Source organism: Parablautia sp. Marseille-Q6255 (genome assembly GCF_951230155.1).
Taxonomy (GTDB): domain Bacteria; phylum Bacillota; class Clostridia; order Lachnospirales; family Lachnospiraceae; genus Choladousia.
The window spans coordinates 18,142-44,960 of record NZ_CATNVD010000013.1 but is presented as its reverse complement, the minus strand read 5'-3'; the positions used below and the strand labels follow the sequence as shown (position 1 = coordinate 44,960).

The window sequence follows — 26,819 nt, the reverse complement described above, 5'->3', positions numbered from 1 at the left end:
TATGGAAAAATATAAGGACAGAACGCTTTGCTCCCGGAAAAGGGCGGAAGATCTGCTGGGGCGGCTGACACTTACGGAAAAGGTAGGGCAGCTCAACCAGCGGCTCTACGGGTTTACAGTCTGCAAAAGAGATGGAGACAGACTTTCGCTCTCGGAAGAGTTTTGCCGCGAGGTGGAGCGCTTTGGCGGACTTGGCGTGCTGTATGGACTGTACCGCGCCGATCCCTGGTCCGGAAGAGATTACGAGAATGGTCTGGTGGGAGAGTTTGCGATACAGGCGTACAATATGGTACAGGAGTACGTGATCTCTCATTCCAGGTTCGGGATACCGGCGCTTATGTCGAGCGAGAGCCCGCACGGGCATCAGGCGCTTGATGGCTATCTGCTCCCGGTAAATCTGGCAGTCGGAGCGACATGGAATCCCGCTCTTGCAGAGCGTGGAGCCCGTGTATGTGCAAAAGAGATGAGGGCGCTTGGCGTAGACCTTGCGCTCGTCTCGATGCTTGACGTACTGCGCGATCCGAGATGGGGACGCTGTGAGGAGTGCTTTGGAGAGGATCCGTATCTGGCGTCGCAGTTTGCCCGGGCCGTCGTGTGCGGATACCGGGAAGAGGGCGTCGATGTGGTCGCAAAGCATTTTGCGGCGCAGGGCGAGACAACGGGAGGAGTTAATGCGAGCGCCGCGCGTATCGGAGAGCGCGAGCTTCGGGAGATCCATCTGCCTCCGGCGCAGGCGGCGGTCGAAGCTGGCGCGGCAGGTGTGATGGCAGCGTATAATGAGATCGATGGTATCCCCTGCCATAATAACAGGTGGCTTTTGGATGAGGTACTGCGTGGCGAAATGGGTTTTGACGGTATCGTGATGGCAGACGGCGTCGCTGTGGACCGGCTTGGATTCCTGTATGGGACCGTGCAGGAGTGCGGGGCAGCCGCACTTTCCTCCGGCGTTGATGTATCCCTCTGGGATGAGGGGTTTGCCCACCTGGAGGAAGCGTTTGCGCAGGGGCTTGTGACACAGGAACGGCTGGACGAGGCGGTACTGCGCGTACTGACGCGAAAGTTTGAAAGAGGGCTGTTTGAACAGCCGTATCTGACGCATGAGAAGTTCCGGGGAGGCTGTGCAAAAGAGCGCGCAAAGGAGGATGCGGACAGTGGATGTCCTGCCGCGTGTGATACGGTATCGCTTGCGCTTGCGCAGGAGTCCATGATACTTCTGAAAAATGAGGATGCGATTTTACCGCTTGCGCAGACATCGCCTCAGAAAAAAAGAAAGGTCGCTCTGATCGGAGAGCATATCCGTGATATCTATGCACTGCTCGGCGACTATACGCCTCCGGTGCGAAGTGGGAGCGCATGGACGATCGAAAGAGGTTTTCGGCACGTGTTTGCGCAGCAGGAGGGGCTGGAGGTTGTAGTGTGCGATACGGTGCAGCAGGCAAAGGGATGCGACGTGACCGTGCTTGTGCTTGGCGGAAGCTCCAGCCGCTTTGGAGAAGTGGAGTTCGATGTAAATGGCGCAGCGATCGCCGGTCAGAAAACGAAAATGGACTGCGGCGAGGGCATGGATCTGTCGTCTTTGGAGCTTCCCGCGGAGCAGCTGGCGCTTGCGAACTCCGTCTTTGCTTCTTGCGGGAGGGTTGTGACGGCTGTGATCGCCGGAAGACCCTACGCGATATCTGAGATTGCACGCCGTACGGATGCGCTTTTGTACTGTTTTTACCCGGGACCGGCAGGCGGGCTTGCGCTTGCCAGAGCAGTCTGCGGGCTTTGCGAGCCTTCCGGAAGACTGCCTGTGTCGCTGCCTAGAAGTGCCAGTCAGCTTCCGGTCTGGTATAATCACAGGATTTCATATGAAGCTATGCACTATGCAGACGAAAGCGCCGGTGCGGCATATCCGTTTGGTTTTGGGCTGGGATACGGGCAGGCGCAGTATGAGGCGTTTGATTTTCAGATGGAAAGCGGCGCGGGGACAGTTTCTTTTTGGATCAGCAATCCGTGCGACCGGGAGATCTCAGCTGTCCCGATGCTGTTTATCAGCCATCTCGGAGGCAGTATCGTGCCGCGCAAAGAGGAGCTGAAGCGCTTTGGAAAGTACCGGCTTGCTCCTGGCCAGGCAAGGCGCGTCTGCTTTGCGATCGAGGAGGATGACCTTGCTGTATGGGACTGCCGGATGCAAAGAAGGGTGGAGCCGGGAAGGGCTGTGCTCGCAGTGCGTGACGGAGCGCGCAGTCTGTGGCAGGCAGAGATTACAAAGGAATTATGTGTAAGGAGATGAGACATACTATGGAAAGACAGGAACTGCGGGACGGCTGGGAGATGCTGTGGAAAGAAAAAACGCTTGACACCTCTGTGCCGTTTTCCGTTTATCATGATCTGTTTACGCACGGGGAGATAGAGGACCCATATTACAGAGATAACGCAGAGGCAGCCATGGAGCTGTCAAGAGATGATTATACGTACCGCTGTCATTTTGATGTGCAGCCGCAGATCCTCTCCTGCGGGAAGATCCAGCTGCACTTTGACGGGGTAGATACGCTGGCCGATATTTATCTGAACGGGAGCCTGCTTGGAAGTACATATAATATGCACCGCGAATGGGAATTTGCAGTAAAAGAGCTGGTGCGGGAGAAGGACAATCTGCTCGAGGTGGCATTCCATTCTCCGATCGTCTATATGGAGGAGCAGGTCAGAAAACATGGCTCTATTCCAAGCAATACAGATACGCTGGATGGTTTTAACTATCTGAGAAAGGCAAACTGCATGTCGGGCTGGGACTGGGCGCCGAAGCTTCCTGATATGGGAATCTTCCGTCCGGTGACGCTGCTTGGCGTAGAGGAGGAACGGATTTATGGCGTGCTGATCCGTCAGAAGCATGAGGATGGACGAGTGACGCTCTCGTTCGATGTGGATACGCTGCGCGGCAGAAATGGAGAGCCGGTACAGTACCAGGTGAGCGTGACTGCGCCGGACGGAACCGTCATACAGGCGCAGGGATCGCCGGAGGCGCTTGTGATTGAGGAGCCAATGCTCTGGTGGCCGAGAGGCTACGGCGAGCAGAACCTTTATACTGTGCGCGTAGAAGCGCTTGTAAAAGAGCAGGTGCAGGATGTGTGGGAGCGAAGGATCGGACTGCGCACAATGGGAATGAAGATTGAGAAGGATCAGTGGGGCGAGAGCTTTGCGCATGAGGTAAACGGTGTGGCAGTCTTTGCCATGGGAGCTGATTATATCCCGGAGGACTGTCTGCTTCCAAGGTTCTCCAGAGAGCGTACGAAAGAGCTTCTGGAGCAGTGTGCGCTCGCCAACTACAATACGATCCGTGTATGGGGCGGTGCAGGGTATCCGGAGGACTGGTTTTTTGACCTGTGCGATGAGTACGGCTTTCTGATCTGGGAAGATCTGATGTTTGCATGCTCTACCTACCGTCTGACAGAGGAGTTCGAGGAAAATATTTCGCAGGAGATCGCAGAGAATATCCGCAGGATCCGCCATCATGCCTGCCTCGGGCTGTGGTGCGGAAATAACGAGATGGAGGGAATGATCGTCGATGGCTATACGACAGACCCCTATCTGCTTGGCGACTATACGAGAATGTACAGCTATGTGATCCCGAAAATCGTAAAACGGGAGGATCCCGATGCGTTTTACTGGCCCTCCAGTCCGTCTTCAGGAGGAGACTTTGATGATCCACATTCTGAGTCGAGAGGGGACGCGCATTACTGGAAGGTATGGCATGGCTATCAGCCGTTCCCGGATTACCGCAAGCACAATTTCCGTTATGCTTCAGAGTTTGGCTTTGAATCACTCCCGGCGATGAAGACGATCGAGAGCTTTACGCTTCCTGAAGATCGAAATGTCTTTTCCTGGGTGATGGATAAGCATCAGAGAAGTGAGAACGGTTATGCAAAAATGATGGTTTATATGGCGCAGTATTTCCGCTATCCGGAAAAGCTCTGCGATCTGGTCTATGCATCACAGCTGCTGCAGGCACAGGCGATGCGTTACGGTGTGGAGCACTGGAGGCGCAACAGAGGCGAGTGCATGGGAGCGGTCGTATGGCAGTTGAATGACTGCTGGCCGGTGGCGTCGTGGTCCTCGATCGACTATTTTGGAAGATGGAAGGCGCTGCACTATTTTGAAAAGAGATTTTTTGCGCCGGTCCTGCTTTCGTGCTGTGAGGAAGGACTCCTTTCCCAGAATCCGAACCTGAACTCCCGCCCATATGAGATCGAAAAGAGTATCCGCCTGCATGTGGCGAATGAGACAAGGCAGGAGCAGCAGGTGAAGGTGCGCTGGAGCCTGCGTGACAGCCATTCTGCGGTTATTGGAGAGGAGAAGGAGCAAAGTCTTACCGTTCCTGCACTTTCCGGCGTATGGCTTGACCGGGAGGAGTTCCCTCAGGCAGATCTTCTGGAGCACCACGTTTACTATGAGTGCGAGATGGATGGAGCAGTGATCTCTTCAGGAAGCGTTTTGTTTTCTATGCCGAAGTTCTATCGTTATCAGGACCCGAAGCTTTCCGTAAAGCAGGAGGGAGACGAGCTTGTCGTGACGGCAAAGGCGTATGCGGCGAGCGTAGAGCTGCTGAATGAAAACGAGGACTGGGTGCTTTCGGACAATTATTTTGATATGGAAGCAGGGGAGCGCCGCGTGCGCATCATCTCAGGCGATGCGAAGAAAATCCGCGTCCGCAGCGTTTATAATATCGGGTGAGATATTAAAAAACTATAAAAAGATAAATAAAAATGTTGACATAAAAAACCAGGTTTGTTATGATGCTTCTGTAACTTGTGGAAATAAAATTGTAATATTTGTGAAACAAATGTTTGTTTTATGACAGGTATGGAGGTAATCATGATGAAAAGGAGAACCAGATTTTCTGTATGCTTTCTTGCGACAGGTATGGTGTTTGCAGGGATGAGCGGTCTGCAGGCTGCTGCATCGGAGACAGATCCGGCAGAAGCTGCTGCAGCGACAGAAACGGTCGCCGATATAGAAACAGAGGCGGACACACAGACGCAGGAGCAGGCAGACAAGCCGGAGGACGACATGGTAGGCGAGCTGATCTTTGCCCAGTGCGAGGAATATATCAATGTCCGCAGTGATTCTAGCAAAAAGTCTGATATTGTCGCAAAGATCTATAATAAGGATTCGGCAGTCATTACAGATCAGGATGGCAGCTGGTATCAGATCCAGTCCGGAAATGTGACAGGATATGTAAAGGCAAAATTTTTCGCGACAGGCGCGCAGGCAGATGCGATCGCAGAAGAGGTGGCATATAATGTCGCAGTCGTTTATCCGGAAGAGCTGAACGTCAGAATGCAGCCGGGTGAGGACGCTGAGGTAGTGACGGTAGCGCACAGCGGAGACGAGCTGGAAGTGGTCGCTTCTGAGGGTGACTGGATGAAGGTAGCTCTTGGAAATGATGTATATGGATACATCCACTCAGATTATGCAGAATATAAGACGTACTATCCGACCGCCGAGACACCGGAGGAGGAGCAGGCGCGTCTGGCAGCAGAGACTGAGGCCGCAGAGGATGAGTGGGCACAGGCTCCGGCAGAGACAGAGCCGGTCTATGAGACGGAGGCTCCGGCACAGACCGAGCCGACATATGAGACAGAAGCTCCGGTACAGACAGAGCCGACATACGAGACAGAAGCTCCGGTGCAGACTGAGCCTGCGACGGAACCGGTCTATACAGAGACAGAGCCAGTCTACGAGGAGACAGAGCCGGTATACGAGGAAGAGACAGCTCCGCAGGAGACAGAGTATGAGGATAACGGATTTATCTATGATTCTGATCTCGGAGAGAATGTCTATGCAGACGGAACAACAGACACGATGACCTATGAGGAGAGTACGCCTGAGACAGAGCCGGTTTACACAGAGACGGAGCCGGTTTATGAGGAGACTGAGCCGACATACGAGACAGAAGCCACAGACTCATCCACAGGTCAGCAGATCGTTGATTACGCGATGCAGTTTATTGGAAATCCCTATGTATGGGGCGGGACAAGCCTGACAGAGGGAGCGGACTGCTCCGGTTTCACACAGTCGGTATTCGCAAACTTCGGCATCAGTCTGGCGCGTACGGCGGCAGATCAGTCATACGGAGGAACAGCTGTAGATATCAGCAGCATTCAGCCGGGCGATCTTCTGTTTTATGACAGCGGCGCAGGCATTGACCATGTTGCGATCTATGCAGGAGGCGGCATGATTGTCCATGCAAGCAATCCGAGAACTGGTATCACTACGTCAAATTATGACTACAGTACTCCGGTAGCAGCAAGAAGATACTATTAATCTAAAACAAGAAGATACTATCAATCTAAAGAGTGTTGTCCGAGAAAAGATCAAAGGACAGCACTCTTTTTTTGCAGTCCGGTTCAGAGAATGACCGGACTTGTTTCGTATACTGTTTTAAAAGGTTCTGCCGCAGCTCTTCTTTGCATGGCGCGGATGCTCCGATACAAATGGGAGGCGTATACATCCTGCTGCCACATAGAACGCGCGCAGCCGGACAGAAGGACATGCGCGTGTGAGGGCTTTGTCAGAAGGGGAATATGACTGTTTGCTTTCACCGCATGTAAAAGCGGGGAAGCTTCCCGGCGGAAGCCGAGGACATTTGCATAATAGACGGCGCCGTTTTGACGGAACTGCTCAACGGTCTGCGCTTCGATCGAGAGGATCACGTGGAGCAGCGCGCGCTGTATACGCGACTGTGTGATCTGCCGGGTTTTTAATGCAGCGACTGTCCCGCTCCAGGAAAGGCCGATCAGCTGATAGCGGAGCGCGCGTATGCGGTCGGACAGATCACTTCCGATGTCGAGGATCTGGTCGAAGGAGTCTGAGGACAGCAGCTTCTGCGTAAGGAAAGGGAGCAGATCATCCGGTGTGACGCGGTGCGGGAGCGCAGACAGGAACAGCTCCTGGCAGCTTCGCGGGATATAACGCAAAATGCTGCTGTACGGTCTGACGCCGGCTGCGGTCTGGTCCGGCTGGCTGCAGATTTCCTGCCGGACCGCGCTCGCAGAGCAGTATGCGCCGTCAAGCACGGTGCTGTTGTACTGGCTTCCGATCCGTTTTACAGGCAGCGGCGTGATGCGGCTTTTGCATTTTTTTAGTGCCTTGCAGTATTCGATGCCGAGGATGTTGTTGGGGGAGGCGAGAAAAGCCGTCCAGGTATCGTCGGGATCTGATGCGGCGGGAGCGGACAGAAGGGCCAGTGCTTTGCTTCGCGCTTCGGGGAAGGTTCTGCCCTGCTTTAGAAGACGGCGCAGCATTTCAACGTATGGCTCTGGCTCATCCAACAGGATGCGGGCGATCTTTTCAAAGCGATCACGGTCATCGCGTTCGGCTCCGAAACAGAGCGTATCGACAACGCCGAGATGATCCAGAAGTGCGACAGCACCTGTGGCAAAGTATTCTGCGCTCCCGGTGGCATAACAGACGGGCAGCTCGATCACCAGATCTGCACCGCAAAGAAGCGCCATATGTGCTCTTGTGTGCCGGTCAAAAAGGGCCGGCTCACCGCGCTGTACATAGTCGGGGCTCATCACGACAACTGCAAAATCAGCGTTTGCTGCCTCTTTTGCTTTCTGGATATGGTACTCATGTCCGGTATGAAACGGATTGTATTCTGCGATGATCCCGACTGTGCGCATTTTGCCCCTCCCCGGCCATCCGGCATTCGGTCATTTGTACAGACCGGACGGACAGCGTTGTTTTATTTTCAATACAATAGTAATATTCCTCATTTTAGCAGACAAAAATCGCCTGTGCAACGCAAATTTCATCTTGTCCGCTGTAAGAATTTGGGGTATAATCAAAATAACGCAAATATAAGTGAAAGGAGTCCATGAATCATGGCATTTATTGACATTCTTAAAGCAAAAGCAAAAGCAAACAAAAAGACGATTGTTTTACCGGAGACGGAAGATCGCAGAACGTATGAGGCAGCAGCAAAGATCCTCGCAGAGGGTATTGCTGATATTGTCCTGATCGGAAGCGAGGAGGCTGTGGCGAAGGGCAGCGAGGGCCTTGACCTGACAGGCGCAAAGATCGTTGATCCGGCTACATATGAAAAGACACCAGCTTATATCGACAAGCTTGTTGAGCTTCGTTCCAAGAAGGGCATGACACCGGAGCAGGCAAAGGAGATCCTCCTGAACCAGTATCTGTACTACGGCGTTATGATGGTAAAGATGGGCGATGCAGACGGTATGGTATCCGGAGCATGTCATTCTACCGCAGATACACTCAGACCGTGTCTGCAGATCCTCAAGACAAAGCCGGGTACAAAGCTCGTATCCGCATTCTTCCTGATGATCGTTCCGGATTGCGAGTACGGTGCAAACGGCGCATTTGTATTTGCTGATTCCGGACTTGTACAGGATCCGAATCCGGAAGAGCTGGCAGCGATCGCAGCATCCTCCGCAGAGTCCTTCGAGCTTCTCGTTGGCGAGGAGGCAAAGGTTGCCATGCTGTCTCACTCTACAAAGGGCAGTGCAAAGCATGCGCTGGTAGACAAGGTAGTAGAGGCTACAGCGATCGCAAAAGAGCAGTATCCGAACCTCAAGCTGGACGGCGAGCTGCAGCTTGATGCAGCGATCGTTCCGAGCGTAGGCAAGTCCAAGGCTCCGGGCAGCACTGTGGCAGGTCAGGCAAATGTTCTGGTATTCCCGAACCTTGACGCAGGAAATATCGGATACAAGCTGACACAGAGACTCGGCAAGGCAGAGGCTTACGGTCCGGTCACACAGGGTATCGCAAAGCCGGTAAATGACCTTTCCAGAGGATGCTCCGCAGATGACATCGTAGGTGTGGTAGCTATCACGGCAGTACAGTGTCAGGCAGCTGACAAATAAGATGGTTCCCGCGGATAAAAGCGGCAATAAATAATAGAAAGAGGAACAGAAAAATGAACGTATTAGTTATCAACTGTGGCAGTTCATCACTGAAATACCAGTTAATCAATTCAGAGTCCGAGGCGGTACTGGCAAAAGGTCTGTGCGAGAGGATCGGGATCGACGGCAGACTGACCTACCAGAAGGCAGGCTGTGATAAGGAAGTGACAGAGGCGGCAATGCCGACACACAAAGAGGCTATCCAGATGGTACTCGATGCTCTTGTCAATGACAAGACGGGTGCGATCGGCGATCTTTCTGAAGTCAACGCAGTCGGACACAGAGTCGTACATGGCGGCGAGAAGTTTGCAAGCTCTGTAGTGATCAATGAGGACGTGCTCAAAGCGATCGAGGAGTGCAACGATCTGGCTCCGCTCCACAATCCGGCGAACCTGATCGGTATCCATGCATGTATGGAGCTGATGCCGGGCGTACCGATGGTGGCAGTATTTGACACCGCATTCCATCAGACTATGCCGGCAAAGGCATATCTGTACGGACTTCCGTATGAGTACTATGAGAAATACGGTGTGAGACGCTATGGCTTCCACGGCACATCTCACAGCTTTGTTTCCAAGCATGCGGCAGAGTTTATGGGGCTTGATCTGAACCATTCCAAGATCATCGTAGCGCATCTTGGAAACGGCGCTTCCATCAGTGCAGTGCTTGACGGTCAGTGTGTAGATACATCTATGGGTCTGACTCCGCTGGAAGGTCTCGTTATGGGAACACGTTCCGGTGATATTGATCCGGCTATCATGGAGTTCATCGCAAAGAAAGAGAATCTTGACATTGCAGGCGTTATGAACGTACTGAACAAGAAGTCCGGTGTACAGGGCATTTCAGGCGGTCTTTCCAGCGACTTCCGCGATCTGGAGGAGGCAATGGAGAACGGCAACCAGATGGCAGCCAACGCGATGGAGGTATTCTGCTACAGAGTAGCAAAATACATCGGTTCCTATGTGGCAGCCATGAATGGTGTGGATGCGATCGCTTTCACAGCAGGTATTGGCGAGAATGCAGGTATTGTCCGTGAGAAGGTACTCGGCTACCTTGGCTATCTGGGCATCACACTGGATGCAGAAGCAAACAAGGGACGCGGCGAGGATATGATGATCTCTACACCGGATTCAAAGGTGAAGGTTGCAGTTATCCCGACAAACGAAGAGCTTGCGATCTGCCGCGAGACAGTAGCGCTCGTATAGGTCTGTTTTACAGTTCCATTGAGAAAAAATATATGCGGCGGCAAAGGTCGGCAGACACTTGCCGCCGTGTCGTGTTGCGCCAGATAGCGAAATACACGGAAAAATGTGAAAAAGTTGTAAGAAAAAGTACAAAAACCTGTTGACAAATCAACATATGGTAGGTATAATTTAAAAAGTGCGTTAGGAGGAATATGTCTTGTTGGACTTGACTGATGTAATTTTAACTGAGGGAAAGACCGTACACCGGGATGTCGAGCTCGGGCTGGATAAGCTTTCTTACCGGTTCGGGGATTTTGAGATCACGCAGAGATCGCCGGTTTCTCTTCAGATAGAGAATTGCGGAGACAGAAAACTGATCTTAAAGGGCAGTGCGGTGCTTGAGGTATTGATTCCATGTGCGCGTTGTCTGAAGCCGGTTGCTTCAGAGATCAATATTCAGTTCGATTTTGAGACTGATTTGGATGAGAAAGATTATATTGATGGATATAACCTGGATGTGGATCAGCTTGTTCACGATGAGGCATTGTTAGTCTGGCCGGAGAGAACTCTCTGCCGCGAAGACTGCAAAGGACTTTGCAGCACCTGTGGACAAAATCTGAATGATGGCTCATGTGATTGTGAACGAACAGATTTAGATCCAAGAATGGCCAAAATCCTTGATATTTTCAGTAATTTTAAGGAGGTGTAAATTATGTCTATCTGTCCAAAGAATAAAACTTCCAAAGCGAGAAGAGACAAGAGAAGAGCAAACTGGAAAATGAGCGCTCCGACACTTGTAAAGTGCAGCAAATGTGGCGAGCTGATGCTTCCGCACAGAGTCTGCAAAGCTTGCGGAACTTACAACAAAAAAGAGATTATTACAGTGGAGTAATCCTTTGTGATGAAACGTCCGGGCATCTTGAAAAAGATGCCCATTTTTCTGTTGATTTTTAGAATGATGTTTAGTATAGTAATAGCGTGGCAAATGCAGGAAGGATTTTCAGGCATATTGTGCACGGTAGGAGGAACAAAATGGAAGACGTAGTTCGCGTAGTAGTCGACGCCATGGGCGGCGACAATGCACCGGAAGAGATTGTAAAGGGCGCAGTACAGGCTGTGATACATCATGAGAATATCCATGTCATCCTGACCGGATACCGGGAGGCGATTGAAAAGGAGCTTGCGAAATATACGTACCCGTCAGATCGGATCGAGATCGTCCATACGTCTATGGTGATCGAGACGGCAGAACCGCCTGTGGCGGCCATCCGTACGAAGAAAGATTCTTCCATCGTAGTCGGTCTGATGATGGTCAGACGGGGAGAGGCGGATGCCTTTGTCTCTGCCGGAAGCTCAGGAGCGATTCTTGTGGGTGGACAGGCGATCGTCGGCAGAATCCGGGGGATCGAACGGCCGGCTCTTGCCCCATTGATCCCGACAAAGGACGGGGTAGCTCTGCTGATCGACTGCGGGGCAAATGTAGACGCAAGATCCTCGCATCTTGTGCAGTTCGCACGGATGGGATCGATCTATATGGAGAATGTCATGGGCATCGCGAAGCCGCGCGTTGGCATCGTGAATATCGGAGCCGAAGAGGAAAAGGGAAATGCTCTTGTCAAGGAGACGTTTCCGCTGCTGAAGGCCTGTGAGGATCTGAACTTTACCGGCAGCATCGAGGCGAGGGATATTCCGGGCGGAGCCTGTGATGTGATCGTCTGCGAAGCCTTTGTCGGCAATGTGATCCTGAAGCTGTATGAAGGCGTTGGAGCAACGCTTGTAAGTAAGATCAAGGGAAGTATGATGGGAAGCCTGCGGACAAAGCTGGGAGCGCTTCTGGTCAAACCGGCGCTAAAGAAAACACTCAAGTCTTTTGACGCTACGGAGTATGGAGGAGCGCCGCTGCTTGGCCTGAAGGGGCTGGTAGTGAAGACGCATGGAAGCTCAAAGGCGAAGGAGGTCGAGAATTCGATTTATCAGTGCGTGCAGTTTAAGCAGCAGCGGATCAATGAGAAGATTCTCGAGCATATCCGGGTCGACGGGGACCATCAGGAAAATAAAACAGAAAAATAATAATATAGAAAAGAAAGGGTTTGAATTATGGAATTTGAAAAGTTGCAGAGTATTATCGCAGAGGTTTTAAATGTTGCCGCAGATGAGATCACACCAGAGACTACGTTTGTAGACGATCTCGGAGCAGATTCTCTTGATGTATTTCAGATCATTATGGGAATTGAAGAAGAGTTTGATATTGAGATCCCGAATGAAAAGGCGGAAAAAATCGTTTCTGTAGGAGATGCGGCCGCAGCGATCAAAAATGCAATCGGATAATACAGGGAGGCTTTTAAAAGCCTCCTTTTTATAAGCCGCGGGCGGCAGCGCCCATCAAAAGGAGGACGGCAATGGGAGAGTTTAATGGAAGAGAGCTGGAGAGAAAGATCGGTTACTGCTTTCGGGATAAAAGGATGATCCGGCAGGCGATGTGCCACAGCTCTTATGCAAATGAACACAGGACAGAAGGAATACATGACAATGAACGGCTTGAGTTTCTGGGAGACGCTGTGCTGGAAGTAGTCAGCAGTGATTTTCTATATCATGAGTATCCGGATATGCCGGAGGGGAAGATGACGCGTCTGCGCGCAAGCATTGTCTGTGAACCGACGCTGGCACTTTGTGCAAGAGAGATTGATCTTGGCAGCTATCTGCTGCTTGGAAAGGGCGAGATACATACGGGCGGGCGTTACCGCGATTCAATCGTCTCAGATGCGATGGAGGCGCTGATCGGCGCGATCTATCTGGATGGTGGGTTTGCTAATGCAAAAGAATTTGTGCTGAAATTTGTGCTGACAGATATTGAGCACAAAAAGCTCTTTTATGATAGCAAGACTATCCTGCAGGAGATTGTCCAGCGCGATTTTAAGGGGGATGAGATCCGGTATGTGATCACAGATGAGCAGGGACCGGATCATGCAAAGCTCTTTACCGTTGAGGTATATATCGGAGCGCGTGCGGCAGGAGTCGGACAGGGCGGTACGAAAAAGGCGGCGGAGCAGGAGGCTGCCTATCGTGCGATCATCGGATTAAAGGGGAAAACATCAGAATGTATCTGAAAAGTATAGAAGTACACGGTTTTAAATCATTTGCCAACAAAATACTGTTTGAATTCCATAATGGGATCACGGCGATCGTTGGACCAAATGGAAGCGGAAAGAGCAATGTCGCAGATGCCGTGCGCTGGGTGCTCGGCGAGCAGAGTGCAAAGCAGCTGCGCGGAGCGAGCATGCAGGATATTATTTTTGCAGGTACGCAGACGCGCAAACCACTTGGATATGCGTCGGTGTCTATCACACTCGATAATTCAGATCACCGTCTTCCGGTTTCTTATGACGAGGTGACCGTGACGAGGCGCGTATATCGCTCAGGCGAGAGTGAATATCTGATCAATGGGACACAGGTGCGCCTGAAAGATATCAATGAGATGTTCTATGATACGGGTATCGGAAAAGAAGGATATTCGATTATCGGACAGGGACAGATCGACAAGATTTTAAGCGGTAAGCCGGAGGAGCGCCGCGAACTCTTTGATGAGGCTGCCGGCATTGTAAAATTCAAGCGCCGCAAGAATACGGCTCAGAAGAAGCTGGAGGCGGAACGTCAGAATCTTGTGCGCGTGAATGATATTTTGAGCGAGCTGACACGACAGCTTGGCCCCCTGGAGAGGCAGGCGCAGACGGCGAAGGTTTACCTGCAAAAAAGAGACGAGCTGAAGCGGTATGATGTAAATCTCTTTTTGCTCGAATTTGAACGTCTGGGAAAAGAGCTTGCCGAGACAGCAAAGAAGCAGGAGCTGACCGGAGAGCAGCTTGCACAGACAAAAGAGAAGTACGAGAAAGCGAAGGAAGAGTATGCGGCGCTTGAGGCGCAGATCGAAGCGCTGAATGCCAGATTTCAGGACAGACGGGACGAGGTTTCGCAGGGCAGGCTGCGCAGACAGCAGTTTGAAAATCAGATCGAGCTGCTTGGAGAACAGATTAATACGGCAAGGACGAGCGATGAGCATCTAAGAGCACGCATTAAGGCTCTGTGCAGGCAGATCGAGGAGCATGACGCACAGAAGGAAGAGGCAGGAGAGACGCTTGCGAATCTGCATGCACAGCTTTTGCAGATGCAGGAAAAGGAGCAGGAGGCAGCAGAAGCAGCGGATGCGATAAAAGCACAGATCAGGCAGCTGGAGCAGGGCATTGAGGAAGGAAAGAGCAGCATTATCAGTCTGCTAAATCAGCGCGCTACGGTGAAGGCGCGGATGCAGCGCTATGACACCATGCTTGAGCAGGCACAGATCCGCAGGGCACAGCTGTCAAAAGAAGCGCTGCAGTTAAAAACGGAAAGCGCGCAGCACGAGGCCGTCTACCAGGAGATTTCCGGGGAATATGAGGCTGTCACAAAACGGATCAATGCGCTGAGTGAGCGCAGCGACTGTGCAAATGAGGAACTTTCCGTGGCACAGCAAAAGCTCTATGAATACAACCGCCAGATGGAGCAGGAGCAGACGGAATACCACAGAGAAGCTTCAAGGCTGGAGTCTCTGAGGAATATCGCAGAGCGCTATGACGGCTACGGCAACAGTATCCGGCGTGTCATGGAACAAAAATCGAGGGAAAAAGGAATACTTGGCGTTGTAGCTGATATTATAAAAGTAGAAAAGGCATATGAGGTGGCGGTGGAGACTGCTCTGGGCGGCAGTATCCAGAACATCGTTACAGATACGGAGGAGACAGCAAAGCGTCAGATCGAATTCCTGAAGAAGAACCGGTATGGGCGCGCGACATTTCTTCCGCTGTCCGGTATCAGTGGAAAAGGAAGCTTTTCTAATCCGCAGGCACTTGCGCAGCCAGGCGTCATAGGGCTGGCAAGCACGCTGGTGAGCGCAGATGCGAAGTATGCGCAGCTGGTTCAGTTCCTGCTTGGAAAGACGGTTGTTGTGGACCATATTGATCATGCGATCGCGCTGGCGCGTAAGTACCATCAGTCGCTGCGCATCGTGACGAAGGACGGAGAGCTGTTAAATCCGGGAGGTGCGATGAGCGGAGGTGCGTTCCGCAATTCCAGCAATCTGCTTGGACGCCGCCGGGAGATCGAAGAGCTGGAGCAGCAGACAGCAAAACGGGAAGCTGTACTGAAACAGCTGCAGCAGGCGATCGATGAGAGCCGTGCGCAGAGGAACGGGCTGCGCGATGAGATCGTGAGGCTGAAAGATCAGCTTCAGAGTGAATATCTGGCGCAGAATACCGCGAAGATGCGTCTGAATGAGTTAAATGAAAAGCACGGTACGACGGAGCAGGGCTATAAAAAGCTGCAGTCAGAATCCGGAGAGCTGGAACAGCAGCTCGCTCAGATCAAAGACAGTAAAAAGCGCGAGGAAGAAGAGCTTGGAAGCTCAGAGGAGATGGAAAAAGCGACCCAGCAGGAGATCCTCGGACAGCAAAAGGAGCTGGACACAAAGCGCGAGGAAGAACGCCAGGCGATGAATGCGATGGAGCAGGTGCGTCTGCAGCTCTCTGTGATTTCGCAGCAGGAGGAGTTTCAGAAGCAGACGCTTTCCCGTATCGCGCAGGAGCGCAGCGCGCTTCTGGAGGAAAAAAAGCGGTATGAGCTGGAGGTAGAAGAAGCAGCCAGAAGTGTATCAGACCGAAAGGAGCAGATCGTAAAGATACAGGAGAGTCTGCAGGAAGCTGCACAGGCAGAGGGCGCCCTTGAGGAGGAGATTGAACGCCTCGCAAAAGAAAAAGAAGAAAAGGGTGCGGTGCATAAGCAGTTTTTTGCTACACGGGAAGAACTCTCGGAACAGATGGGTCTTCTGGACCGCGAAAACTTCCGCTTAAATGCACAGCTTGAAAAGATGAATGAGCAGAAGGAGCAGCAGATCAACTATATGTGGGAAGAGTATGCGCTCACATACGGCGCTGCCAAGGAGCTGCGGGAGGAAGAATTTACAGGAGCAGCGGCGCTCAGGAAGATGATCTCCTCCTTAAAGGGCGAGATACGCGGGCTTGGAAATGTCAATGTCAATGCGATCGAGGACTATAAGGAACTGTCCGAGCGCCATACGTTCCTGTCGGGCCAGCATGAAGATCTGCAAAAGGCCGAGGAGGCGCTGCTGAAGATCATAGAGGAGCTTGACAACGGTATGCGCATACAGTTCCAGGAACAGTTTGCACGCATCCAGACGGAATTCGATAAGGCATTTAAGGAGCTTTTCGGAGGCGGAAAGGGCGAGCTGCAGCTTGTGGAGGAAGAAGACATTCTTGACGCAGGGATCCGCATTATCGCGCAGCCGCCGGGAAAGAAGCTGCAAAACATGATGCAGATGTCCGGTGGAGAAAAATCTCTGACTGCGATCGCTTTGCTTTTTGCCATACAGAATTTAAAACCGTCTCCGTTTTGTCTGCTCGATGAGATTGAAGCAGCGCTCGACGAGAGCAACGTAGACCGGTATGCAGGCTATCTTCATAAGTTGACAAAAAACACACAATTTATTATTATTACACATAGGAGAGGGACGATGACAGCGGCGGACCGGCTGTATGGCATTACCATGCAGGAAAAGGGTGTGTCTGCTCTCGTCTCAGTAAATCTGATAGAAAATGACCTGGATGGATGACAGAAATAGGGAGTGAGATGGTATGGAGGAAAAGAAAGGCTTTTTTAAGCGTCTCGTAGCAGGGCTTACGAAGACGAGAGATAACATCGTATCGGGGATTGACGCGATCTTCAGCGGATTTTCCAGTATAGATGATGATTTTTATGATGAGATTGAAGAAATTCTGGTAATGGGAGACATTGGCATCAACGCGACTACTTCCATCATTTCGAATCTCAGAGCAAAGGTAAAGGAACAAAATATCAAGGATCCGGCAGAATGCAAAAAGCTTCTGATTGAGAGTATTAAAAGTGAGATGAATGTCGGGGAGACAGCGTACGAGTTTGAGAACCGGAAGTCTGTCGTGCTGGTGATCGGAGTAAACGGCGTCGGCAAGACGACGAGCGTCGGAAAGCTGGCAGGGAAATTAAAGGATCAGGGGAAAAAGGTCGTACTGGCAGCTGCGGATACCTTCCGTGCAGCGGCAGGAGAGCAGCTGACTGAGTGGGCAAACCGTGCAGGCGTCGATATTATCGGCGGTCAGGAGGGCTCTGACCCGGCCTCTGTTGTATACGATGCGATCGCGGCGGCAAAAGCGCGTCATGCGGACGTCCTCCTGTGTGATACTGCAGGACGGCTGCACAACAAGAAAAATCTGATGAGCGAGCTTGGCAAGATCAACCGGATCATTGACCGGGAATATCCTGAGGCATTTCGTGAGACGCTCGTTGTGCTGGATGGCACGACAGGGCAGAATGCCCTTTCCCAGGCCAGAGAGTTTAAAGAGGTAGCAGATATTACAGGGATCATATTGACAAAGCTGGATGGCACGGCAAAGGGCGGTATCGCGGTTGCGATCCATTCGGAGCTTGGTATTCCGGTAAAATACATCGGAGTCGGGGAGACGATTGATGACCTGCAGAAGTTTAACGCAGACGAGTTTGTAAATGCACTGTTTGATGTAAAAGAAGCGTAACGCTTATTGCAGTCCCAAATGGTGTGACAGCACAGCGATGCATGTACGTGCGACATGAGGAATGGGAGGAGACAAAACGATGGAAACGGAGAAGATGCTTACCCTGGAGGCGTTTGAGGAGGCTTCTGAGTGTGTGAAGCAGGCAGCGCAGGAGACAAAGCTGATCTACAGCGAATACTTCAGTGCGCAGACGGGCAATAAAGTCTATCTGAAGGCAGAGAATATGCAGGTAACGGGTGCGTATAAGATCCGCGGGGCATACTACAAGATCAGTACGCTTACGCCGGAGGAGCGGGCAAAGGGGCTGATCACAGCTTCCGCCGGCAATCATGCGCAGGGGGTGGCGTACGCGGCAAAGGCATACGGCTGCAAAGCAGTCATTGTGATGCCGGCGACGACGCCTCTGATCAAGGTCAACCGTACAAAAAGCTACGGTGCAGAGGTCGTGCTGCACGGGGAAGTGTACGATGAAGCGTGCGAGCACGCATACAGACTGGCAGAAGAGCACGGTTATACATTTATCCATCCGTTTGATGATCTGGCGGTGGCTACGGGACAGGGAACGATCGCGATGGAGATCATCAAGGAGCTTCCGCTTGTGGATTATATCCTTGTACCAGTCGGCGGCGGCGGGCTGGCGACCGGAGTATCGACACTTGCAAAGCTGCTGAACCCCAAGATCAGGATCATAGGTGTGGAGCCTGCCGGAGCCGCCTGTATGAAAGCGTCACTGGAGGCCGGCCATGTGGTGACACTTCCGGGCGCAAATACGATCGCAGACGGTACGGCGGTCAAAACTCCGGGAGCAAATATCTTCCCGTATTTCCAGAAAAATATAGATGATATCATCACGATAGAGGATGATGAGCTGATCGTTGCCTTTCTTGATATGGTAGAGAACCATAAAATGGTGGTCGAGAATTCCGGCCTGCTGACTGTGGCAGCATTAAAGCATCTGGATGTTAAAAACAAAAAGATTGTTTCTGTTTTAAGCGGCGGCAATATGGACGTGATCACAATGGCGTCTGTTGTGCAGCACGGGCTGATCCAGCGCGACCGTATTTTCACAATATCTGTCCTGCTTCCGGACCGTCCGGGCGAGCTGGTGCGTGTAGCGTCTGTGATCGCAGAGCAGCAGGGAAATGTGATCAAGCTTGACCACAATCAGTTCGTAAGCACAAACCGCAATGCGGCGGTAGAGCTTCGCATTACGCTTGAGGCGTTTGGGACGGATCATAAAAAGAAGATCATCAAGGCATTGGAGGAGCAGGGCTATTCTCCGGTGCTGAAGGTGACAAGTCTGTAGGTGATTTTCGGTCATTTACTGCCACTATAGGATTATCTGTGATGCAGGGGAATGGATCATTTTTAGCGTGAACTTTGCACAGAATAAGGTTTCTTCTTCGTTCACCTCGAATTTCCCATCCATCAAAGTAAGCATTTTACGGACGCTTTTCAGACCGATACGATTGCTTTCGGTTTTGGAGGCGTCCTTTTTTACCGCATTTGTAAGTGATATGATCATACAGGAGCCATCAGAGGTGAGGTTCACCTGCACAGGCTCTTTTTTATTGCCGTATTTGATGATATTGGAAAACAGGTTTCCGAGTACCCGCTTGAGCATGGCAGGATCGGCAAGTATGCAGCACTGCGGACTGAGAGGATCAGGCGCAAACATCTGTACTTCAAATCCCGTCAGACGCAGATATTCTGCATTTTCTCTGAGACATTGCAATAAAAAACCGGCAGGGACTTCTGAGATTTCTGCGCTGTCGCGGTCTTCATAGACAAGGGCATACTCAAACATCCGGTCGGTCAGCTCACGCAGATCTGCTGTTTTTTGCAGACAGCGGTTCAGATATTCTGCATGAAGCTCGGGATTGCGGTTAAGACGCAGGACTTCCAGATAGCCGTTTAAAACAGTGAGCGGCGTGCGCAGATCATGTGACATCGCAGTGATCAGATCCTGATTGGCGGCACGGCTTTCCTGCTCCTGCTGGATTGTTTCGGCAAGTGCCTGACGCAGGCGGTCGAGCTCACAGGAGAGCGCACCGAGTTCGTCATAGCCAAGTCTTGGAACGGGAGTCTCCAGATCACCTCCGGCCATGCGCAAAATGCTCTGTTCGATACGGATAACGATACTCATTTTGCTGTTGATAAAGAAAAGAAGAAGAAAGCTGAACAAAAGGATGGCCAGAATAAGTGACGTGATCACCCACGGAAGGAGAAAGAGAAGCTGATGGTAGCTGTAGACTATTACGAATGCTTCTCCATTGTTGAATTCTGTTGTCATCTGAAGATCGTGTACGCCAGAATCTGGTATCAGCAGATCATAGAGCGAGAGGATCAGAAAGTTTTGCTTCGAATAAAGGAAGGACGGGGATCTCCCCGCACGGTAAAAACCATCATCGATCCCGTAGATATATACGCCAGTGTAGGGATCTGCAAGATCGAAGTAAGGGTCAAGCGCTTTTACCTGTTTTTCATCCTCCATGGAACTGGGGATATCATATTTTAATGCTTCTGTAAGCAGCTGGCTATAAAAGTCTTCGCTGGGGGAAAGGGGCAGGGACGTATGAGTCAGGAGCAGATCAAATACGTAAAAGCGGTTTTGCCACAGAGCCTCAAAAAGGAGGAAGGAGAGCAGGGTGGAGATGGCCAGCACGAGAAAAAAGCGGGCGCGCAGCTTTAGATGAGAGAGCTTGTATGACGCAGATTTCCATATCCTTTTCATCTTCTTTTTAATCACAGTAATACCCCCTTCCCCAGATGGTTTTGATCAGTTTCGGGTTTTGCGGATCATCCTCAATCTTCCGGCGCAGATTTCGGATATGGACCATAACGGTATTGTTGGCTCCGTAATAATATGGCTCCTTCCATACAGACTCATACAGGCGGCTTGCCGAGAAAATCTGAGGCCGGTTTTTGACAAGGAGGAGAAGCATAGCGTACTCCGTGTCAGTAAGGATCAGGCGCTGTCCATGTGCGCGGACCTCCCCGGCTGTTTCGTCAATCGCCAGATGATGAAAGGACAGTGGTTGTGGGAACGTCTCCTGCGTATCTGCATATGCCGCATCCTGCGATAAGGCAGAACCTTCCCGCATGTGAGATTTACCCTGATAGATCTGATAGCGGCGCAGCAGTGCGTGGACACGGTCAAGCAGCTCGCTGTAGGAAAAGGGTTTGGAAAGATAATCATCTCCTCCGCTTGAAAACCCTAAGGTTTTGTCGCTGTCCTTTGTCCGTGCGCTCAGGAACAGGATCGGTGCGTTTGTGTATTTTCGCATTTCCAGACAGGTCTGATATCCGTTTCTGCCAGGCATCATAATATCCAGGATGATCAGGTCATAGCTGCTTTCATGAAGCTGCAGCAGGGCAGCATCCCCGCTTGCGGCTGTTTTTACGATATAGCCCTCTGCAGTAAGAAGAATCTGTATAATTTCGAGGATCTCAGGATTATCGTCAACAGCAAGGATCCGGGTCTGTGCTTCGTTCATGTGGCTACACTCCTTTTTCAGATGATTCTGTGGCTATCATATCACAATGTCCGCAGTATTTCACTGCGGCTTAAGAAATCTTAAGGTTTTCTTTTGGGGTTTCTTAAATAATTAAGGATAGGATAGAAAGTACCTGATTGAAACAGGAAAATAACGGTTATCCTGTTATCAGAGACGGTATGGCGCGGGCAGCTCCCGGTACGCTTCTGGATCAGTGAGGCGGGTCTGAAGGGGCTGCGGCACAGAAAATACAAGACGGAGGTGCAGGCGGGTATGATTTCAATCGTTATCCCATGCTTTAATGAGGAAGAAGCGCTTCCGGTATATTACCGGGAGATGAAAAAAGTGATGGAAGAGATGAAGGAGCAGTCGTTTGAGCTGCTATTTGTAGACGATGGGTCTGCAGATGGGACGCTTGAATGGATGCGGAGGATGCATCAGGAAGATGAGCGGTGCCGGTATCTGTCCTTTTCCAGGAATTTTGGAAAGGAGGCGGCCATTTATGCGGGACTTTCAAAAGCAAAAGGAGAATATGTGGCAGTGATGGATGCAGATCTGCAGGATCCGCCGTCGCTGCTTCCGGAAATGTATCGGATCCTGCAGGAGGAACCGTATGACAGTGTGGCCACGCGGCGTTCAACGCGGGCGGGAGAGCCGTGGCTGCGTTCAAAGCTTTCCGGCTGCTTTTACGGTTTTGTGAACCGTATTTCAAAGACACAGATCGTAAGCGGAGCCAGAGATTACCGGCTGATGAAGCGGTCTATGGTGGATGCGATCCTGGAATTGCAGGAATACAGCCGCTTTACAAAGGGAATGTTTGGATGGGTAGGGTTCCGTACCAGGTGGCTGGAATTTGAAAATGTGGAGCGGTGTGCAGGAGAGACGAAGTGGAAGCTGGGAAAGCTGTTTTTATATGCTCTGGAGGGGATCGGCGGTTTTTCGACTGCTCCGTTGTTCCTGGCGCCATTTCTGGGGTGCCTGTTATGTCTGGCAGCCGTGGCCACGGGCACAGTCAGTCTTATCGCCGCGCTTGCCGGAGGCGGTCATGTGCAGGGGATCGTGCTGCTGGCGGCACTCGTACTGCTCGTGGGCGGGATACAGCTTGTGTGCAGCGGGATTTCTGCCTGGTATCTTTCCAGGACGTATCTTGAGGCGAAGCACAGACCGATCTATATTTTACAGGAGTCAAGTGAGGATAAGCAGACGCGGGTCATGCTTGTCCCGGTGAAAAAGGAGAGCAGATATGAGACGGCATAAGGAGGAGATCTGGCAGCGCTGCCGGAAGGATGCTGTTGCGGCAATGCTGCTGGCAGCTCTTTCGCTTTTTTTCTGCTGGTTTTTTATCGGGAGGTTCGGGATATTCGGATCAAAGGTGGACTGGATCAGTCAGCACAGTGTGATACCGGATTATTTCCGGCAGCAGTTTTATGAGACGGGAGAACTGTTTCCGGAGTTTGCGCTGAATCTTGGAGGCGGGCAGAATATTTATAATTTTTCTTATTATGGGCTGTATAGTCCGGTCATCCTGCTGTCGTATCTGTTCCCGTCTGTTTCCATGGGAGATTACATCATGGTCAGCTCCATATGTCTGGCAGCGCTCTCGGCAGTGCTGTTTTATCTGTGGCTTCGCAGCCGCGGATTTACGTGTACGCTTAGTTTCTGGAGCGCGCTGATGCTGGAGCTGTCTGGCCCTGTGATCTTTCACTCGTCACGCCATGTGATGTTCGTCAATTATATGCCGTTTCTGATTCTGTCCCTGTGGGGGATCGACCGGTATTTCGGCAATACGCCGGAAGTGTTAAGCGATGATCTTGCCGGCAGAAAGAACAGAAGCAAAAGAGAGCACAGGCGTTTGCATCAGACATTTTATGGAAGTCCGTGGCTTTACATAGGCAGCGTATTTCTGATGATCCTGACGAGCTTTTATTTCAGTGTCGGAGGACTCCTTGTTCTGTGTATTTACGGATTGCACCGCTATGCGCAGGTGTCGTCTCGATACCGTATGTCGTTTCGGCAGTTTGGGAAGGATGCAGTGGCATTTTTGCTTCCGCTTGTCACAGCAGTGTGTATGAGCGCGTTTCTCCTTGTGCCTACAGCGTATGCGCTTGCCGGGAAGCGGGAGGCGGCACAGGCGCCTTCTCTGGCAGCGCTTCTGACACCGGATTTTTATGATTTCCGGCTGTTTTACAATTCCTACGGGATCGGTCTTACTGCCTTTGCCGCAGCAGCGCTGCTTGCCGGATGCTGCTGGAAAAAGGCAGAAAACCGTATTCTGATCTGGAGCTGTATCGCAGTGCTGCTGCTGCCGGTTTTCCCCTGGATCTTAAATGGAGGGCTGTACCCGAGGGATAAGGCGCTGATCCCGTTTTTGCCGCTTTTGTGTTATGTGACTGCGATTTATGCAAAGCGTCTGCAGGAGGGAAGAAGGGATGGCGGTGCAGTGCCGTATATCCTTGTCGCCGTTTTGCTGATCTGGGGGAGCGGATATCAGGCTTCGGACTGGATGGATAGCCTGAAAACTCTCTTCCCGGCTCTTCTTGAGGGCGGGATGATCAGCTTTCGGCAGCAGAGAGTTCTTTTACTTTTTGACGCATTCCTGATGCTTCTTTTTTATCTTATATTCCGGTGGAGAAGAAATATCCGGTATCTGGTGATCCCGCCGGTGCTCTTTTTGATGCTGTTTGGGATCTCTTTCCACGGTGTAGGAAATATTGAAAGTGAAGCCTTCTATGATCAGGTGACAGATGAGCGCACTGGCGAGGCGATGCAGGAGGTGCTTAATCAGGAGCAGGGTTTTTACCGGATGGAACAGTGCGGGACTTATGCAGAAAATATGGCGAACGTAGATCGAATCTGGGATATGGACCAATACAGTTCCTCGATCTATGCCTCTTCCTACCATGATGGTTATCAAAGCTTTTGCCAGGAGACATTCGGACTGGAACAGCCGACTCGAAATGCACTGATCCAGCAGGTGTCGCAGAACCCGTCCTTTCGCCGTCTGATGGGCGTAAAATATATTGTGATGAACGACAGGGAGGAAAACGCGCAGAAAAGACAGAAGGCGCAGCTTCTGGCATCAGGCTATGAGCTGTGCTGTGAGAAGGATGGGGTGCAGATTTATCAGAACGGGGATGTCGCTCCGATCGGATATGTTACGGACCGTGTGATAACGCAGGATGTGTATGAGGCGCTTCCCTTCCCGTACAATCAGATCGCGCTGGAGTATTTTGCCGTTGCCGGCACATCTTCCGGAAAAAAGAAAACGGCAGACCCTCAGGCGGAAGCAGAAACGATCAAAGCACAGCTTTCTGAATGTGTCAGAGAGATTTCTGTATTTTTCCCGGAAGAAAACGGAAGCATTATCCCTGCAGGAGGGGGAAAAACAGGCACATACTCTAAAAATGCCTATTCTAAAGTTTTATATAATGAAGAGGAAACGGCAGGAGAGTCGGAAAAATCCCGGAATAACGGCGAAAATGGGAAAAGAAAAAATATACACTCTGAAAATGCCGAATCTAAAGTTGAATATTACCAGGCAGATTCTCTCTATGTAAATACGAAAAAAGCGAGGACAATTCAGGTTCCGACAGATGGAACAGATGCGTTTGAACAGCCCTGGGTATTGTATCTGCAATTCACTGTGAAAAATGCTCATCCGTCTTCTGATCTGACAATCTCTGTGGAAGGCGTACAGAATAAATTGTCTGCCTCCACGCATCTTTATAAAAATGAAAATACGGTTTTTACGTATGCGGTCCCGATGCAGGCAGGACAAGGGGAGATTGAGATGACATTTGGACAGGGGGAATATGACCTGATGGATGTGACCTGTTTTGCCAAACAGGAGACGGGGCAGGAAGCGGAGCGTTCTGGCGCAGAAACAGAAGACCGGCCATATGGGGATGGAAAACAGACCGGATGGATGCCGGATGACAGACAGACGAAAGGAAATGTGATCACAGGAACGGTCTGTGCAAAGGAGACAAGCTGGTTTGTGACTTCTATTCCATATGATGAGCACTTTGAAGTACTGATCGACGGGATCCATACTGTGCCCGGACTGGTAAATATGACATTTCTCGGTTTTCGGATCCCCGGGGGAGAGCATACGGTCACATTTATCTACCATGCTCCCGGTCTGACAGAGGGAAAGACTCTGGCGCTTCTGGGGATCGTGCTGTGTGCGATGCAGCTGGCGGCAGAGTGGAAAAAGCGGCGCGCTGTGCTTTGCCGCCAGAGGCGGTCGAAGGAGTATTGACACTTATTCCCCCATTCTGTATAATTTAGCGTAATTTAGCTATTGGAGAGAGGTCAGGGGGAGGACTGGATATGCAGATTGAGCATGGGAGTAATTCACTGCGTGCAAAAATAACAAATCAATCGGCAATTTTGAAGATCATTTACTATTTTGGTCCGATCAAGCGGGCGGACATTGCAGACAGACTGGATCTGACGCTTCCGACTATCACAACGAACGTAAATGATATGATCGCGGAGGGGATCGTGAGAGAGACCGGGATCTGCGGGGCAGATGGAAAGCGGGTCGGCAGGAAGGCGCGGCTTGTTGAAATTGTTCCGCAGGCGCGGCATTTTATCGGGATTGAGATCACAGGAACGCGGCGCGCGATCTGTGTGGTCGATTACTGCGGCAAGGTGCTGGAGTCGTACTATGACAGTGAACACTGCGTGGATTATGAGGAAAATATCCGAAAGACCTGCGGTATTGCAGAAGCCTGTCTGAGCCGGCTCCACCTGTCATGGCAGGATATTTACGGCGTGTGTATCGGGCTGCCCGGAGTGGTGGACCGTGCGGAAGGGATCTTAAAGGTGCATCCGGGGAATCAGTGGATCAATAAAAATATCCGTGCGGATTTTAAGCAGCTGACTGGCTATGAGGGGGACGTGGCAGTAGAGAATAATGCGTGCGCCCGTGCTTCTGGCGTGAAGCTGTACCGGCGGGAGCTGCTGTCGGATGTGCAGAGCTTTGTCTATCTTTTTGTGGATCGGGGAATCGCGTGCCCGCTGATCGTCAACAGCTTTCACTATACAGAGTCTGTTGTGGGAGCCGGAGAGGTCGGACATATGGTAATGGAGCCGGGAGGCGCCAGATGCAGCTGCGGGAATGACGGCTGTCTGGAAGCATACTCAAGCGACCGTGCGGTGATCGACCGCTGCGTGGAGGCGATGGCAGACGGAAAAGCATCTGTTTTGCGTGAAATCTGTAAAGAGGATCAAAGACCGTCGATCGCGCAGATCCTCGCGGCGCAAAAAGCGGGAGATCCTCAGGTGTGCCGTATCGTGGAGAAAGCAGTCTATACACTCGGTATCGCGGTGGCGAATATTGTTAATTTCACGAGCCCGGATACAATCCTGATCGACTGTAAGCTGTTTAGTGAGGAGGAAAACCGGAAGCTGATCCTGGATACAGCAAGAAAAAATCTGTGTAATAAGACGTACCGGGGGGTACAGAGCGTTTTTGTAGAGCCGAGCAATGACAGCGGTGCAAAGGGAGCGGCGGCTGTTGCGATCAATATGTGTATGCAGTGATTTCTGAGAATGGGAGACTGCTGTAAAATGCGTCAGAGATTTTTGAATTGACGTGTTTTGCAGCGC

Annotated in this window: 19 protein-coding genes; 16 read left to right on the top strand and 3 right to left on the bottom strand. The window is 51.4% G+C overall.

The annotated features are described in order from the left end of the window. Position 1 precedes the first annotated feature (1 nt). The 3 genes from QOX44_RS11110 (at position 2) to QOX44_RS11100 (ending at position 6,306) form a co-directional block, all read left to right on the top strand. Positions 2 to 2,275, top strand: a complete 2,274-nt coding sequence (locus QOX44_RS11110; protein WP_283683216.1) for a glycoside hydrolase family 3 N-terminal domain-containing protein — start codon at positions 2 to 4, stop codon at positions 2,273 to 2,275. 8 nt (positions 2,276 to 2,283) lie between these two features. Beyond that, a complete protein-coding gene (locus QOX44_RS11105) occupies positions 2,284 to 4,713 on the top strand; it encodes a beta-mannosidase (RefSeq protein ID WP_283683215.1) in 2,430 nt (809 codons plus the stop codon). 141 nt (positions 4,714 to 4,854) lie between these two features. Then, a complete protein-coding gene (locus tag QOX44_RS11100; protein ID WP_283683214.1) occupies positions 4,855 to 6,306 on the top strand; it encodes an NlpC/P60 family protein in 1,452 nt (483 codons plus the stop codon). Between the two features lie 83 nt (positions 6,307 to 6,389). Here the strand turns inward: QOX44_RS11100 and QOX44_RS11095 are convergent, their stop codons facing one another. Continuing rightward, complete coding sequence (locus tag QOX44_RS11095; protein WP_283683213.1) at positions 6,390 to 7,667, bottom strand: tRNA(Met) cytidine acetate ligase; 1,278 nt, start codon at positions 7,665 to 7,667, stop codon at positions 6,390 to 6,392. A 201-nt stretch (positions 7,668 to 7,868) separates the two neighbouring features. On the opposite strand from QOX44_RS11095, the gene pta reads away from it, so the two are divergent. From pta to ilvA, 10 genes are all read left to right on the top strand, one after another. Continuing rightward, positions 7,869 to 8,870: a phosphate acetyltransferase gene (pta, locus tag QOX44_RS11090; protein ID WP_283683211.1), complete on the top strand. Its 1,002-nt coding sequence runs from the start codon at positions 7,869 to 7,871 to the stop codon at positions 8,868 to 8,870. Positions 8,871 to 8,923: 53 nt separating this feature from the next. After that, complete coding sequence (locus tag QOX44_RS11085; protein ID WP_283683210.1) at positions 8,924 to 10,114, top strand: acetate kinase; 1,191 nt, start codon at positions 8,924 to 8,926, stop codon at positions 10,112 to 10,114. Positions 10,115 to 10,310: 196 nt separating this feature from the next. Further along, positions 10,311 to 10,802 (top strand): YceD family protein, encoded by a 492-nt coding sequence (locus tag QOX44_RS11080; RefSeq protein WP_283683209.1) that lies wholly within the window; start codon positions 10,311 to 10,313, stop codon positions 10,800 to 10,802. A gap of 3 nt (positions 10,803 to 10,805) precedes the next feature. After that, a complete protein-coding gene (rpmF, locus tag QOX44_RS11075; RefSeq protein ID WP_283683208.1) occupies positions 10,806 to 10,985 on the top strand; it encodes a 50S ribosomal protein L32 in 180 nt (59 codons plus the stop codon). Positions 10,986 to 11,125: 140 nt separating this feature from the next. Then, on the top strand, positions 11,126 to 12,163 hold the full coding sequence (gene plsX, locus QOX44_RS11070) for a phosphate acyltransferase PlsX (protein ID WP_283683207.1): 1,038 nt from the start codon (positions 11,126 to 11,128) through the stop codon (positions 12,161 to 12,163). 27 nt (positions 12,164 to 12,190) lie between these two features. Beyond that, a complete protein-coding gene (gene acpP / locus QOX44_RS11065) occupies positions 12,191 to 12,421 on the top strand; it encodes an acyl carrier protein (RefSeq protein ID WP_283683206.1) in 231 nt (76 codons plus the stop codon). Positions 12,422 to 12,492: 71 nt separating this feature from the next. Continuing rightward, positions 12,493 to 13,200, top strand: coding sequence for a ribonuclease III (gene rnc / locus QOX44_RS11060; protein ID WP_283683205.1), 708 nt, complete (start codon positions 12,493 to 12,495; stop codon positions 13,198 to 13,200). Beyond that, on the top strand, positions 13,191 to 16,751 hold the full coding sequence (gene smc / locus QOX44_RS11055; RefSeq protein ID WP_283683204.1) for a chromosome segregation protein SMC: 3,561 nt from the start codon (positions 13,191 to 13,193) through the stop codon (positions 16,749 to 16,751). Before rnc ends, smc begins: the two co-directional genes overlap by 10 nt. Before the next feature lie 22 nt (positions 16,752 to 16,773). After that, positions 16,774 to 17,706, top strand: a complete 933-nt coding sequence (gene ftsY, locus QOX44_RS11050; RefSeq protein ID WP_283683203.1) for a signal recognition particle-docking protein FtsY — start codon at positions 16,774 to 16,776, stop codon at positions 17,704 to 17,706. A 94-nt stretch (positions 17,707 to 17,800) separates the two neighbouring features. Continuing rightward, positions 17,801 to 19,012: a threonine ammonia-lyase gene (gene ilvA / locus QOX44_RS11045; protein WP_283683321.1), complete on the top strand. Its 1,212-nt coding sequence runs from the start codon at positions 17,801 to 17,803 to the stop codon at positions 19,010 to 19,012. Positions 19,013 to 19,036: 24 nt separating this feature from the next. Here the strand turns inward: ilvA and QOX44_RS11040 are convergent, their stop codons facing one another. Both QOX44_RS11040 and QOX44_RS11035 read right to left on the bottom strand, forming a co-directional pair. Then, complete coding sequence (locus QOX44_RS11040) at positions 19,037 to 20,455, bottom strand: sensor histidine kinase (protein WP_283683202.1); 1,419 nt, start codon at positions 20,453 to 20,455, stop codon at positions 19,037 to 19,039. Next, positions 20,448 to 21,203 (bottom strand): response regulator transcription factor, encoded by a 756-nt coding sequence (locus tag QOX44_RS11035; RefSeq protein WP_283683201.1) that lies wholly within the window; start codon positions 21,201 to 21,203, stop codon positions 20,448 to 20,450. The genes QOX44_RS11040 and QOX44_RS11035 overlap by 8 nt, the downstream gene beginning before the upstream one ends. A gap of 273 nt (positions 21,204 to 21,476) precedes the next feature. Between QOX44_RS11035 and QOX44_RS11030 the strand changes: the two genes are divergently transcribed. The 3 genes from QOX44_RS11030 to QOX44_RS11020 all read left to right on the top strand — a co-directional run bounded on the left by QOX44_RS11030 (position 21,477) and on the right by QOX44_RS11020 (position 26,753). Then, positions 21,477 to 22,460 (top strand): glycosyltransferase family 2 protein, encoded by a 984-nt coding sequence (locus tag QOX44_RS11030; RefSeq protein ID WP_283683200.1) that lies wholly within the window; start codon positions 21,477 to 21,479, stop codon positions 22,458 to 22,460. After that, the gene (locus QOX44_RS11025; protein WP_283683199.1) at positions 22,447 to 25,464 is read left to right on the top strand and encodes a YfhO family protein; all 3,018 of its coding nucleotides are present in this window, start codon (positions 22,447 to 22,449) and stop codon (positions 25,462 to 25,464) included. Before QOX44_RS11030 ends, QOX44_RS11025 begins: the two co-directional genes overlap by 14 nt. A gap of 71 nt (positions 25,465 to 25,535) precedes the next feature. Continuing rightward, positions 25,536 to 26,753 (top strand): ROK family transcriptional regulator, encoded by a 1,218-nt coding sequence (locus QOX44_RS11020; RefSeq protein ID WP_283683198.1) that lies wholly within the window; start codon positions 25,536 to 25,538, stop codon positions 26,751 to 26,753. The last annotated feature ends 66 nt before the right edge of the window (positions 26,754 to 26,819 follow it).

Excerpts from the sequence above, each read along its gene's own strand:
- QOX44_RS11110 (WP_283683216.1), top strand. The coding sequence starts at position 2 with ATGGAAAAATATAAGGACAGAACGCTTTGCTCCCGGAAAAGGGCGGAA.
- QOX44_RS11105 (WP_283683215.1), top strand. The coding sequence starts at position 2,284 with ATGGAAAGACAGGAACTGCGGGACGGCTGGGAGATGCTGTGGAAAGAA.
- QOX44_RS11100 (WP_283683214.1), top strand. The coding sequence starts at position 4,855 with ATGATGAAAAGGAGAACCAGATTTTCTGTATGCTTTCTTGCGACAGGT.
- QOX44_RS11095 (WP_283683213.1), bottom strand. The coding sequence starts at position 7,667 with ATGCGCACAGTCGGGATCATCGCAGAATACAATCCGTTTCATACCGGA.
- pta (WP_283683211.1), top strand. The coding sequence starts at position 7,869 with ATGGCATTTATTGACATTCTTAAAGCAAAAGCAAAAGCAAACAAAAAG.
- QOX44_RS11085 (WP_283683210.1), top strand. The coding sequence starts at position 8,924 with ATGAACGTATTAGTTATCAACTGTGGCAGTTCATCACTGAAATACCAG.
- rpmF (WP_283683208.1), top strand. The coding sequence starts at position 10,806 with ATGTCTATCTGTCCAAAGAATAAAACTTCCAAAGCGAGAAGAGACAAG.
- plsX (WP_283683207.1), top strand. The coding sequence starts at position 11,126 with ATGGAAGACGTAGTTCGCGTAGTAGTCGACGCCATGGGCGGCGACAAT.
- acpP (WP_283683206.1), top strand. The coding sequence starts at position 12,191 with ATGGAATTTGAAAAGTTGCAGAGTATTATCGCAGAGGTTTTAAATGTT.
- rnc (WP_283683205.1), top strand. The coding sequence starts at position 12,493 with ATGGGAGAGTTTAATGGAAGAGAGCTGGAGAGAAAGATCGGTTACTGC.
- smc (WP_283683204.1), top strand. The coding sequence starts at position 13,191 with ATGTATCTGAAAAGTATAGAAGTACACGGTTTTAAATCATTTGCCAAC.
- ftsY (WP_283683203.1), top strand. The coding sequence starts at position 16,774 with ATGGAGGAAAAGAAAGGCTTTTTTAAGCGTCTCGTAGCAGGGCTTACG.
- ilvA (WP_283683321.1), top strand. The coding sequence starts at position 17,801 with ATGCTTACCCTGGAGGCGTTTGAGGAGGCTTCTGAGTGTGTGAAGCAG.
- QOX44_RS11035 (WP_283683201.1), bottom strand. The coding sequence starts at position 21,203 with ATGAACGAAGCACAGACCCGGATCCTTGCTGTTGACGATAATCCTGAG.
- QOX44_RS11030 (WP_283683200.1), top strand. The coding sequence starts at position 21,477 with ATGATTTCAATCGTTATCCCATGCTTTAATGAGGAAGAAGCGCTTCCG.
- QOX44_RS11025 (WP_283683199.1), top strand. The coding sequence starts at position 22,447 with ATGAGACGGCATAAGGAGGAGATCTGGCAGCGCTGCCGGAAGGATGCT.
- QOX44_RS11020 (WP_283683198.1), top strand. The coding sequence starts at position 25,536 with ATGCAGATTGAGCATGGGAGTAATTCACTGCGTGCAAAAATAACAAAT.